This window comes from Enterobacter cloacae complex sp. IR5402, from assembly GCF_049238125.1.
GTDB classification, from domain to species: Bacteria; Pseudomonadota; Gammaproteobacteria; order Enterobacterales; family Enterobacteriaceae; genus Enterobacter; species Enterobacter hormaechei_C.
Map to the genome: position 1 here is coordinate 51,153 of NZ_JBMKHO010000020.1, position 12,659 is coordinate 63,811.

At 53.1% G+C, this 12,659-nt stretch carries 10 protein-coding genes and 1 pseudogene; 4 read left to right on the top strand and 7 right to left on the bottom strand.

Annotated elements, in window-relative coordinates; genetic code table 11:
• Positions 1-9: 9 nt before the first annotated feature.
• Entirely contained in the window at positions 10-1,536 is a 1,527-nt protein-coding gene (abgT, locus tag ACOTXL_RS21960) for a p-aminobenzoyl-glutamate transporter (RefSeq protein WP_045351174.1), read from the bottom strand.
• Positions 1,537-1,589: 53 nt separating this feature from the next.
• Between abgT and ACOTXL_RS21965 the strand changes: the two are divergent.
• Positions 1,590-1,934: pseudogene (locus ACOTXL_RS21965) on the top strand (WbuC family cupin fold metalloprotein); the annotation flags it as partial.
• Positions 1,935-1,980: 46 nt separating this feature from the next.
• On the opposite strand, the gene ACOTXL_RS21970 reads toward ACOTXL_RS21965, so the two are convergent.
• The 4 genes from ACOTXL_RS21970 to ACOTXL_RS21985 form a co-directional block, all read right to left on the bottom strand.
• Positions 1,981-2,856 carry an extended-spectrum class A beta-lactamase CTX-M-15 gene (locus ACOTXL_RS21970; RefSeq protein WP_000239590.1) on the bottom strand — a complete coding sequence of 292 codons (876 nt, stop codon included), beginning with the start codon at positions 2,854-2,856 and terminating at the stop codon, positions 1,981-1,983.
• Between the two features lie 255 nt (positions 2,857-3,111).
• Positions 3,112-4,374 carry an IS1380-like element ISEcp1 family transposase gene (locus ACOTXL_RS21975; protein WP_000608644.1) on the bottom strand — a complete coding sequence of 421 codons (1,263 nt, stop codon included), beginning with the start codon at positions 4,372-4,374 and terminating at the stop codon, positions 3,112-3,114.
• Between the two features lie 152 nt (positions 4,375-4,526).
• Entirely contained in the window at positions 4,527-6,002 is a 1,476-nt protein-coding gene (locus ACOTXL_RS21980) for a M20 family metallopeptidase (protein ID WP_410031845.1), read from the bottom strand.
• The gene (locus ACOTXL_RS21985; RefSeq protein ID WP_032658257.1) at positions 6,002-7,312 is read right to left on the bottom strand and encodes a M20 family metallo-hydrolase; all 1,311 of its coding nucleotides are present in this window, start codon (positions 7,310-7,312) and stop codon (positions 6,002-6,004) included. Before ACOTXL_RS21985 ends, ACOTXL_RS21980 begins: the two co-directional genes overlap by 1 nt.
• A gap of 175 nt (positions 7,313-7,487) precedes the next feature.
• On the opposite strand from ACOTXL_RS21985, the gene ACOTXL_RS21990 reads away from it, so the two are divergent.
• Positions 7,488-8,393 (top strand): LysR family transcriptional regulator, encoded by a 906-nt coding sequence (locus ACOTXL_RS21990; protein WP_003857524.1) that lies wholly within the window; start codon positions 7,488-7,490, stop codon positions 8,391-8,393.
• A 349-nt stretch (positions 8,394-8,742) separates the two neighbouring features.
• Entirely contained in the window at positions 8,743-9,306 is a 564-nt protein-coding gene (smrA, locus tag ACOTXL_RS21995; RefSeq protein WP_003857522.1) for a DNA endonuclease SmrA, read from the top strand.
• 32 nt (positions 9,307-9,338) lie between these two features.
• Here smrA and tcp read toward each other — a convergent pair whose 3' ends face one another.
• A complete protein-coding gene (gene tcp / locus ACOTXL_RS22000) occupies positions 9,339-11,000 on the bottom strand; it encodes a methyl-accepting chemotaxis citrate transducer (RefSeq protein ID WP_023314051.1) in 1,662 nt (553 codons plus the stop codon).
• A gap of 145 nt (positions 11,001-11,145) precedes the next feature.
• Here tcp and ACOTXL_RS22005 point away from each other — a divergent pair, with 145 nt between their 5' ends.
• On the top strand, positions 11,146-12,012 hold the full coding sequence (locus tag ACOTXL_RS22005) for an aldo/keto reductase family oxidoreductase (protein WP_022651043.1): 867 nt from the start codon (positions 11,146-11,148) through the stop codon (positions 12,010-12,012).
• A 46-nt stretch (positions 12,013-12,058) separates the two neighbouring features.
• Here ACOTXL_RS22005 and ACOTXL_RS22010 read toward each other — a convergent pair whose 3' ends face one another.
• Positions 12,059-12,259, bottom strand: coding sequence for a hypothetical protein (locus ACOTXL_RS22010; RefSeq protein ID WP_003857516.1), 201 nt, complete (start codon positions 12,257-12,259; stop codon positions 12,059-12,061).
• Positions 12,260-12,659 lie beyond the last annotated feature (400 nt).

A 12,659-nucleotide genomic window follows, 5' to 3' on the forward strand; every position in this document is an offset into this window, starting at 1 on the left:
CAGTACTCCTTAGTTCAGCCTCGGGTAAACACCCGGTCCAATCGGCAGGCCGACAAGATACCACGCCACCAGCATCACCAGCCATACCCCTAAGAAGATAAGCGGATAGGGCAGAACCAGCGAATAGTAGGTACCCAGTTTAGCCTCCGGTCTGTAGCGTTGCAGGAAGCCTAAAAACAGCGGAACGAAGGGTGACACGGGCGCCAGCGGGATCACCGAGGAATCGGCGATACGGGACAGGATCTGGGCGAACGCCGGATGGAAGCCGAGCATCATAAACATGGGGACAAAGATGGGCGCCAGAATCGACCAGATGGCCGACCCGCTGGCAATAAACATGCACAGCAGGGACGACAGCAGCGCCAGGCCGACAAACGCCGGAACACCGCTCAACCCCGCCGCCTCCAGCGCGTCCGTCAGGCTCACGGCCATAAACTTGCCCATGTTGCTCCAGTTAAACATGGCGACAAACTGCGCCAGCGGGAACACCATCACGATAAAACCCGCCATCTCCTTCATCGGCTCGATCATCAGGTGCGGCAGATCTCCCTGACGGCGGATTTTGCCGGTGGCGATGCCGTACGCGAGCGAAACGACGAAGAAGAAGAGAATTATCAGCGGCACAATGCCCTGAATAAACGGCGAGGGCAGTACGGTGTGTTTGATCGGATCGCGCAGTACGCCATTTTCCGGTACCACCATCAGCGCCACCACCGCAATGAACGCCAGCGAGACGATCCCGGCTACGCGCAGGCCGAACTGCTGCTCTTTGCTCAGCGTCTCCAGCTTTTCATCGCTCCGGCCTTCCCATTTACCCAGGCGCGGCTCAATGATTTTATCGGTAATCAGACCCCCGACAATCGTCAGGACAATCACTGAACTGGCCATAAAGTACCAGTTGTCGATCACGCTGACGTGCATGGTCGCATCGATGGTGCTGGCTGCCTCTGTGCTGATGCCGGAGAGCAGCACATCGGTAGTCACGATAAGCAGGTTAGCGGTAAACCCACAGCCGACGCCCGCAATCGCCGACAGCAGGCCCGCAACAGGATGACGACCAACGGCGAGGAAAATCAGCGCCCCCATCGGCGGCATGATCACCAGTGCCGCGTCGGACGAGATATGGCTGAAGAAGGCAATAAACAGCACCATATAGCTGGCATAACGCGCGCTGACGTGCGAGGCCATTTTGACCATCAGCGCGGGCAGGAGACCCACGCGCTCGGCCAGTCCCGCGCCTAACACCAGCGCCAGGATGGCGCCCAGCGGCGCAAAACCGCTGAAGTTTTTAATCACGTTCGGCAAAAACCAGTGCAACCCTTCAACGCTGAGCAGGTTTTTCACTGCCACCATGCTGCCGTCGGCCGGGCTGCGCACGCTCACCTCAAAGGCGGACAGCACGGCCGTCGCGACCATCAGGATGACAATTAAATAGATAAAAAGCAGGAAAGGGTGCGGCACTTTATTGCCGATCCTTTCAACCCAGCCATAGAGCTTACCGGATGGGGAATGCGAAGGTATGGAAGACATACTCATGGGCGTTCCTCGGGACTGTTGTTGTGTTGTTGTGTTGTGTTTTTTTATTTTAACCTGGGACCTACGTGCGCCCGCACCGACACCCTCACACCTTCGAGCTACTGTTGCCATTAAGGGGTCGTTTCGTGGTGCTGAATTTTGACGATCGGGGTACCGTCACCCATCGGGCGATATTGGGGGAAACCTGTACGGTGCTGGAGATGGCCGCAGGAACCTGGCATGCCGTGCTGTCGCTGGATACCGGTGGCATAATTTTTGAAGTAAAACACGGTGGCTATCAACCCGTGGCTGCCGATGACTATGCGCACTGGGCTCCAGCGGAAGGAGAACCAGGAACCACGGAGCTTATGGCCTGGTATGCGCAAGCGCAGGTGGGCGACAGCACTTTTGCCGTCTAAGGCGATAAACAAAAACGGAATGAGTTTCCCCATTCCGTTTCCGCTATTACAAACCGTCGGTGACGATTTTAGCCGCCGACGCTAATACATCGCGACGGCTTTCTGCCTTAGGTTGAGGCTGGGTGAAGTAAGTGACCAGAATCAGCGGCGCACGATCTTTTGGCCAGATCACCGCGATATCGTTGGTGGTGCCATAGCCACCGCTGCCGGTTTTATCCCCCACAACCCAGGAAGCAGGCAGTCCAGCCTGAATGCTCGCTGCACCGGTGGTATTGCCTTTCATCCATGTCACCAGCTGCGCCCGTTGGCTGTCGCCCAATGCTTTACCCAGCGTCAGATTCCGCAGAGTTTGCGCCATTGCCCGAGGTGAAGTGGTATCACGCGGATCGCCCGGAATGGCGGTGTTTAACGTCGGCTCGGTACGGTCGAGACGGAACGTTTCGTCTCCCAGCTGTCGGGCGAACGCGGTGACGCTAGCCGGGCCGCCAACGTGAGCAATCAGCTTATTCATCGCCACGTTATCGCTGTACTGTAGCGCGGCCGCGCTAAGCTCAGCCAGTGACATCGTCCCATTGACGTGCTTTTCCGCAATCGGATTATAGTTAACAAGGTCAGATTTTTTGATCTCAACTCGCTGATTTAACAGATTCGGTTCGCTTTCACTTTTCTTCAGCACCGCGGCCGCGGCCATCACTTTACTGGTGCTGCACATCGCAAAGCGCTCATCAGCACGATAAAGTATTTGCGAATTATCTGCTGTGTTAATCAATGCCACACCCAGTCTGCCTCCCGACTGCCGCTCTAATTCGGCAAGTTTTTGCTGTACGTCCGCCGTTTGCGCATACAGCGGCACACTTCCTAACAACAGCGTGACGGTTGCCGTCGCCATCAGCGTGAACTGGCGCAGTGATTTTTTAACCATGGGATTCCTTATTCTGGAAGATACGAAATAACAACAACATGAATAGTCCCTAAATTCCACGTGTGTTTTTTATTAGCTTCAAAAATCACTATTTCACGAAGAATTTAGACTGCTTCTCACACATTGTAACATTATTTACAACCACCTTTCAATCATTTTTGATAAATCATTGATTTCATCTTTGCTGCAATGATACTTAATAAACTCTGCAAGTTATCCACAGAGCAACACTCAATTTTATTGATGATATTCTTATTATACCAGACATTTTTCATACACTCCCTTGTACGGATAGTTTTCCGACAACTTCATGATTACATATCTTGCGGTTTTGATTATTTTTGCTGCAAGAAATACATACTTCAAACGAAAGGTCTTTATTTGCTGTCTGTATTCTGAAGAGTCCAAGGAATCAAACTTGAACAACAAAAATAGGTTATATGAAAGCATCATCATTTGAAACACGGCTTCATTCGCCCAAAATGACTTTAGCAAGAGATGACCCACCGCCATGTCGTATTTGGCTTCTTTGATATAGTTTTCAGCATTACCACGCTTTTCATAGTATATAACTACTTTTTCAGAAAGCAAGGTAGTATTTGTTACAAAGAAAAAGTAGTCGTATTCGGAACCTTCTAAAAGTGATAATTGTGCTCTTTCTTTTTCTGGTTTCAGTACGCGAGATACGACAAATCTTCTGTCTTTTTCCCATTTAACTAATTTTGTATACAGTTCTGTAGTTTCTCTACCTTCTTCTCCTTTAACGAATACAATTGATGAATTCGTTGCTTGTGAGGTGAGTGTAGAATAACTTTTGGCTTTAATTAAATATTTGCATCCAAGAGATTCTATCGTTTCGATAATTTTTTCATCAAAGTAGCCACTATCCATTCGAAATAAAATTTCTAAATCGTCTGATTTGATGTTAGCAACAATTTCTTTGATCATTTCCGCAGCACCGTTTGCAGTGTAAGTATTGCCACTTCTTACAAATCCGGTAACATATGCTTTTAATTCGTCGCAAAATGCAAATTGGATATTGTAGCATCGGTTTCCCAGTTTCTTAGGATTATATCCTTTTGACGCACCTTCTTGATGACCTTCTACGTTAATTACACTACTATCAATATCAATCGTAATGGATGTCAATTTACTTTTAGTGAGCAGTTTTTTAAAGACTTTAAAATTAATGTCTCTAAACATTTGGGTTGTCTTGAAGTTGAAGTTTCCTAGAAACCGTGACACTGTTTCAGGTTCTTTTACGGAAATATCAAACTCGTTGACGAGGGGATCATTTTGAAGTAGCTTTAGACGTTCTAACTTATCAATGCCAATGAAGTGACCGCAGAGCATGGTCTTTATATGATTCATCTTGATTTTATTTGTTGAGTCATTATCAAATACGAGGTCATTTTCAATAAAATCAAAAATCCCATTGCTTTTTGCATTCTCAAGGAGCAGAAAAAGACCTGCATTTGATGTTAGATTCTTAGCTTTGAAATCAATTTTATTAATCATAATTAGAACCCCTTTTTACTACTTTTCTTACTATTATTTTACCATATATCGAGTCATAAAAGCTGATAATTTAACATATTTTTGAGCACTTTTCTTTCACCCAATGGGTGAAAGCTGAATTTCGAAGGAATGCATATTTATCAAGGCTTTGATTATGCTTTTTGAAGTACTGACGTAGAATCTAGGTTTAAAGGTGACGGTGTCACGCCCTGCGGGATCGGACACTCGTACGGTTTTTCTGTTATGTGTTGTTCGAACTCTTCCCGGCATTTTCGCAACAGGTCGGCATCCTGAAGCAGATGCAGCGCGGTCGCGCCCATCACTTTTCCGGCCAGCAACATGCCTTTATGGGCAATAGAGGTACGCCCCTGCGCCACTAATTGCCAGGTATGCAGCGGGGTGCCCACGGTAAAACAGGGGCTAAAGCACTGTGCGACAGGCATCTTCCAGCTGACATCCCCCACATCGGTGGAGCCTGCCAGCACGTTATCGGTGATGGCATAAGGGGCAACTTCATCCACCAGCAACGTCTCCTGATGGCGTCGGGCAAACGCTTTTCCCTCTTCGGCCCCCGTTGCGGCAATGTTTTTCAGGCTGTTTTGCAGATCGTTTGCCGTGAGCGTAGCGCGGATTTTACGGGCAAATTCGCGTTCCTCTTCCGTCCAGGCCGGCGTGCCGTAATGCTGCAATGCGCGGTACATCGCCGCTTCGAGCGTTCGGTTCGGCAGATAGCTGGAGCAGGCTTTATCAAAGCGGCACTCGACGATGGTTTCGGTCATCATCGCCGCGCCCTGGGCGATTTTCTCGATGCGCGCGTAGATCTGCTGCGCATCGGCCATCTCCGGGGCGCGGATCAGGTACAGCACCTCGGCCTGGGCCTGCACCACGTTAGGCGAAATTCCGCCGGTATCGGTGATGGCGTAATGAACGCGCGCTTTTTCAATGATGTGTTCGTTGAGGAAGTTTGTGCCGGTGGTCATCAACGTCACGGCATCCAGCGCGCTGCGTCCCAGATGTGGGGAGTTAGCGGCATGGGCGGCGATCCCCTTAAACCGCCAGGCGGCCTGAATATTGGCCAGCGTGCTGACGTTAAACATCCCGGCAAAGGCTTCCGGGTGCCATGTCACGGCAGCGTCCACGTCGTCAAATAATCCTTCACGCACCATAAAGGTTTTACCGGAGCCGCCTTCCTCGCCGGGACAGCCGTAAAAACGCACCGTTCCGCTGCCGCCGTGCTGTTCCAGCCAGCTTTTCACCGCCACCGCCCCGGCAAAGGCAGCCGTGCCTAAGAGGTTATGCCCGCAGCCGTGGCCGTTCGCCCCCGGGGTGGCGGATTGCGCCGTCGCGCAGTGTGCCTGCTGGCTTAGCCCGGCCAGGGCATCGTATTCGCCCAGAAGGGCGATAACGGGCTTGCCGCTGCCGTAGCTGGCAATAAAGGCGTTGGGAATGCCTCCGGCTTCCCGCGTCAGGGTAAAGCCCTCGGCTTCCAGCGCGCTGGCGAGGCGTTCGGCGGACCAGAACTCTTCAAAGCGCGTTTCGGGGTGATCCCAGATGTCGTCGGCAATATCGGTAAACGTCTGACATCGCGTGTCGATGGCATCAGCGATAAAAGCGTAGTTCTCCTGCATTACACACCTCGCGTCCACGGGAAATTAAGCGCAGTTCGCGCCAGCGTTTCGATGGCAACGTTCATCACCTGCTCATCAAAATCGAATTTTTCGTTGTGATGTCCGGCGCTCAGCTGGGTGCCGAAAACCATATACGAGGCCATGCCGCCGTTCTGCTGCACGCGGGCCATCATTAGCGTGGCGTCTTCAGAGCCCGCAGGCGCTTTGACCTTATTAATGGCATGAGTCACACCGGGCACCTGGCTTGCCTGCTCGCGCAGATAATCGACCCAGGCCGGGGAAGGGACGCTGGAGGTCGCCGCCCCCATCAGGTTTATCCCGGCTGTTACGCCATAGAGCGCCGCCGCGCCGGTAATTACCGCCTGCGCGCGCTCAAAGACATACTGATTAATGGCCTCGCTTTCGCCGCGGGTTTCAACCTTAAGTAACGCATCAGCCGGAACCACGTTGCGTCCGCTGCCCGCCTGCATGACCCCGACGTTAACCCGGGACGCGCCTTCGCTGTGTGGCGCGATGCCATGCAGCGCGATAGCGGCCTGGGCAGCAGCAAGCAGGGCGTTACGGCCCTCTTCCGGTTTACCGCCAGCGTGTGCGGCGACTCCGGTAAAGCGCACGTCAAATTTGGTGGTCGCCATGAAGTTATCGCTGCCGCAGATCACTGTCCCTTCCGGAACGCCGGTTCCGATATGAATGGCGGTAAAGTAGTCTACGCCGTCCAGCGCGCCTGCGGCGACCATAGCGCGCGCGCCGCGCGTACCCTCTTCGGCAGGCTGGAAGATCAGTTTGATGGTGCCGTTGAGCTGCGCTTCATACTGCTTAAGCACCTGCGCGAGCCCCAGACCAATGGTGGTATGCCCGTCGTGGCCACAGGCGTGCATCATTCCCGGATTGCAGGAGGCAAACCCGTCGCGGAACGGGCGATGGCTGTCGTCGAGCGCTTCGCTTAAATCAAGGGCGTCCATGTCCACGCGAAACGCCAGGGTTGGGCCCGGGCGGCCGGTATTCAGGGTCGCGACAATGCCGGTGAACCCGCCCTCAAACGGCGCCAGCCATTTCTCCGGCGCGCCCTGCGCCCGGGCGCGGGCAAACTCTCGCGAAAGGGTGGCGTCATCGGGCAGTCCCATACGGCTTTCGGCGTCGACCACGTCGCGACCCATCGCCAGCTCGTAACCCAGTGAGGCGAGGATCTCCGCCACTTTTGCCGCAGTGCGAAACTCCACCCAACCGGATTCCGCGAAATGGTGGAAATCGCGACGCCATGCGCTCAGTTGTGGGGCTAATGTCTGGATGTACTGCGCCAGTGCGTTCATATCTTTTCCTGTCATCATTAAAATATGTGAACTGCTTCACGCTGTGATAGTTTTTACTTATCACTAATCGTTTTTTCACAGTTTTAACCGTTCAGGAATTACCCTCGCACATCCGTTTCCATTAAAGTAGATGACAGTTTCTTTACTCTGATAAACAACGGTTATCGGTTGCGTTATGTCATTTCAGATTAAATTTCATCAAATCAGGGCGTTTGTCGAGGTGGCGCGACAGGGCAGTATTCGCGGCGCCAGCCGGACGCTTAATCTTTCGCAGCCCGCGCTGACCAAATCCATTAAAGAGCTGGAGGAGGGTATGGCGGCCCAGCTATTTGTGCGCCGGAGTAAAGGCGTCGCGCTGACCGAGTGCGGGGAAGGGTTTTATCACCGCGCTAATTTGATTCTGGAAGAGCTGCGTGCAGCGCAGGATGACATCCGCCAGCGACAGGGCGAGCTTGCCGGACAGATCAATATTGGGATGGGAGCCAGCATTTCACGCAGCCTGATGCCAGCCGTCATTACGCGTTTTCATGCGCAGCATCCTCAGGTCAACGTCCGGATTATGGAAGGCCAGCTGGTGTCGATGATAAATGAATTACGTCAGGGTGAGCTGGACTTTACCATCAATACCTATTATCAGGGGCCGTACGATCACGAATTTACGTTTGAAAAGCTGTTCGAAAAGCCTTTTGCCGTATTTTGTCGGGCAGGACATCCGGCGACAGGGGCGACCTCAATTAATGAGCTTCTGCAATATAACTGGACGATGCCTACGCCCCGGGGAAGTTATTATAAGCAGTTGCAGGATACTTTTAACCATCGCTCTCAAATACCGCGAATTGGCGTTGTCTGTGAGACCTTTTCCTCCTGTATTAGCCTCGTCGCACAAAGCGATTTCATCAGCATTTTACCGCAGGAGCTGGGCTGCGATCCGCTTCTGGCGCACCGTCTGATAATGCTGCCGGTTGTCGAAACCCTGCCTAAAGCGGCATATTATTTAATTCAACGTCGTGATTCTCGCCAGACACCGCTTGCCGAATCATTAATCACGCAGTTTCGAAGAGAGGCCAGGAAATTAATTTAATAAAAATAACAACAATAAAAAATAGAGTCTGCCCGACATCAGACAGACTCCACAGAACACACAGTCGTGCATCCTTTCGCGGATCCTACATGCATTATCCATTGGGCAGGTTTATTAAGTTATAACAGCTTTTTCTTAAAAGAGAAGGACGTTGAGTGATTGATTTCACGATTTTTTAACGTAATTTATTTAATTAATTACGGCTGAAATTTAAGTTAAGGTTAGATTAAATTTATTGCGTCTGCGATTATCTGTTCCTTAAGCCATTATTTGAACCCGTGCCCGGATGATTGAGACCCGCAACGGGCGCAGGTATAGTACATCACTCAGATGTAGCCGGAGGATTTCCATGAACCCTGACGACAAATCACTTTTTCTTGACGCCATGGAGGATGTCCAGCCGCTCAAACGCTGCGCGGATATTCACTGGCAGCAGAGCCGCAACACGCGGGCGCGTCAGGAAATAGATACTGAGCAGCTCGATAACTTTCTGACGCTGGGGTTTCTGGAACTGTTGCCCCTTGACGAGCCGCTGATGTTCCAGCGTGAAGGGGTACAGCAGGGGGTATTTGATAAGCTGCGTTCCGGCAAATATTCCCGTCAGGCCAGCTTAACGCTGTTACGCCAGCCTGCGGAGCAATGCCGCCAGCTGGTCTATTCCTTTATTCGCCAGGCCGGACGTGACGGGCTACGCAACCTGATCATCGTGCATGGTAAAGGGCGTGAACAGCAGTCGCACCCTAACGTAGTGCGCAGCTATCTTGCGCGCTGGTTGACCGAGTTCGACGAAGTACAGGCCTTTTGCGAAGCGCAGCCGCATCACGGCGGCAGCGGAGCATGCTATGTCTCGTTGCGTAAATCAGAGGATGCGAAGCGAGATAACTGGGAACGCCACGCCAAGCGCAGCCGCTAATCAGGCAGGCGGGCGATATGCCCGCCTGTCACTCAGAAGGTTTCCCAGTTCGCGTCAGCTGTATTCGCGCCTGCCGCTGACGGGCGCAGCAGTACGGGCGTTTTCACGTTTTTAGGGCGAGCCGCCGGCGATGCCTGAGCGTTCAGCCGGAATGCCGCCACGGCCTGACGCAGCTGTTCAGACTGATCTTCCAGCGCCGCCGCCGCCGTTGCCGACTCCTGTACCAGCGCGGCGTTTTGCTGCGTGACGCTGTCCATCTGCGAGACTGCCAGGCTGACCTGCTCTATACCGCGGCTCTGCTCGTCAGACGCCGAGGAAATCTCAGCCATAATATCGGTTACGCGCGTCACGGCCGCGACGATCTCTTTCATGGTCGCACCCGCCTCGCTCACCTGTTCCGAGCCGGTATTCACCCGGCTGACAGAGTTCTCGATAAGCCCTTTGATCTCTTTTGCCGCCTGCGCGCTGCGGCTGGCCAGCGTCCGTACTTCACCTGCCACGACCGCAAAGCCGCGACCTTGTTCCCCGGCACGGGCGGCTTCAACCGCCGCGTTGAGCGCGAGAATATTGGTCTGGAAGGCAATGCTATCGATAACGCCGGTGATATGCGCAATTTGCTGAGAACTGTCGGCAATGTCATTCATGGTACGCACCACGTTATCCACCACCTGACCGCCGCGTGCGGCGGTTTCAGACGCATTCTTCGCCAGCAGCGTCGCCTGGCGGGCGTTATCCGAGTTCTGTTTCACCGTGGCAGTCAGCTCTTCCATGCTGGCGGCGGTCTCTTCCAGCGAGGCTGCCTGCTGCTCGGTTCGGGCGGAAAGGTCGTTACTTCCGGCGGCAATTTCTCCTGCGCCCGTGTAGATAGAATCTGTGCTGCCGCGCACGGCGCTGACGGTGCTCACCAGCGACTGCTGCATCTCGTGCAGACCAGCAGCCAGCTGGCCCATCTCGTTGCGCCCGGTAATCGCGACATTTTGCGTCAGATCGCCGCTCGCGATGGTGCGAATATGGTTCATGATGGCGTTGAGCGGTTTCAGGAGCAGGTGCTGTAAACCCTGCCAGATCACCACCAGCACGGCGATCACGGTCAGGAAGATCGCCGCCAGCGTCCACTGCATCTGGGTAAAGCTGCTCTGGTTCTCTTCGGCGGCGGCTTTCAGCAGAACGTTGTTTTCAGCGCGCCAGCGGGTATAGACCGCCTCCATCTCATCCTGCGCCTGCTGGGCGTCCAGGTCGCCATAGGCCTGATAGTTATCTGCGCGCAGATACTCAATGGACAAGCGCATCACCTCGTGCATTTGCTTCCAGGCTTTCTGCATCTCTTCGGTGAGCGCGGCATTCTGGCCCTTCACCTGCGGAATAACCAGCCAGTTTTTGTAATAGTCTTCGGCTTTGGCCAGCGAACCGTTGGCGGTGCCCAGCAGCGTGTTGATCGCCGCGAGAGAGGCCGGATCGCGCTGGTTTTTCAGGTAGCGGATCGCCACGCGGGTAACGGTAACGCGCGTTTTCACCAGCGTGTTAACGCTGTCGCTCAGGCTTTCCTGTTGGGCATTGAGTAACCCGGAGTTCTGAAAGTTGTGACGATCGTTGTTAACGGCAGAGTAGAACAACCCTCCCGTGACAACTTGCAGCAGACAGAATATGGTGAGGGCAAAGATAATACCGGTAATCACGTGCAGATTTTTCAGCATGGCGGTCATCCGTAAGAGAAGAGGCAGGGTTACATCAATACTATCGTCGTAGCGAATTTAAACTTTAATTTTACTATTGCTTAACTAATGGTTTCGTTGCGGAACCTGTTGTAAATCCGGATCATTTTTTATGAGGAAGGTCAGCATGAGCAGCATAGATAAAAGCGGAACGTTCACGCTCGGAACGCGTACGGTTAAACGATTTGGCTATGGCGCGATGCAGCTTGCCGGGCCTGGCGTTTTTGGTCCGCCAAAAGATAAAAATGCGGCGCTGGCAGTGCTGCGTGAAGCGGTGGCGTTGGGTGTGAATCACATTGATACCAGCGATTTTTACGGACCTCATGTGACCAACCAGCTTATCTGCGAGGCGCTTCATCCGTACCGGGACGACCTTACGATTGTGACCAAGATCGGAGCCCGACGCGGCGAGGATGCCTCCTGGCTGCCGGCGTTTTCCGCGCAGGAGCTGACGCAGGCGGTGCATGATAACCTGCGTAACCTGAAGCGGGATGTGCTGGACGTGGTTAACCTGCGGATCATGTTTAGCGCCCACGGACCGGCGGAAGGCTCGATTGCCGCGCCGCTGAGCACCCTTGCGGAGCTGCAACAGCAGGGGCTGGTTCGTCATATTGGGCTGAGCAACGTCACCGCTTCGCAGGTTGCTGAAGCGCAGAAGATGGTTTCCGTGGTGTGCGTACAGAACATGTACAACGTTGTGAATCGCGGTGACGATGCGCTGGTTGATTCGCTGGCGCAGCAGGGGATTGCCTGGGTGCCGTTCTTCCCGCTGGGTGGTTTCACGCCACTGCAATCTTCCGGACTACAGGCGGTGGCGGATTCACTGGGCGCGACGCCGATGCAGGTGGCGCTGGCATGGCTGCTGCAACGCTCGCCAAATATCCTCTTGATCCCGGGAACCTCATCGGTGGCGCATCTGCGTGAAAACCTGGCGGCAGTCGATCTGGTATTGCCGCCTGAGGCGCTGGAGACGTTAAATTCTCTGGTGGGGTAATCCCGATACCAGCAAAAGCCCGGAGGATTTTTCGGGCTTTTGCTGTTTATGATCCAATCTGACTTCTTTGGCGGTGAAGCGCTAACGCTTCTGCCACGATTTCCTGCTTACTTTTCCGTGTTTCATACGCAGTAATGCGGATGTACTCCATCAGCGCAGGATCGATGCGCGCACTTAACATCCTGAGTTCGGCCTCCTTTGCGACACCGCGAGCAACACGCTTATCGGGATAATCACGGGCGGGCATAGAAAACGTCCTCCAAAAATTGTCTTGTTATTTTGTGCTGTAAAATATGCGCTAGTCTAAATATAAAGTCAACGTATAGTGTATGTGGAGTGATTTGTGGTTACTTTGTTTTGTTTTTATAGTCATGTGAAAGTCATTGCGTAGTGAAGTTTTATGACGCGTTACGCTTGTCTGTGCGTAAAAATTTACAAAACAAATAATCTTCATTGCTATAGGGGGTTATAAGCGAAGCGGTTAAGGCGTAGCCAGCCGCTTACGCTGACATGGCTTGATCGATACCTCAGTTAAAACTACTGTATATAAAAACAGTGTGCGCCGGGAGACCGGTAAAGATCAAGGGGTGAAAGTCCCCGACCAGTGAAGGACCAGCAATCCACAGGGTCCCCGAGTCATGCGTTGT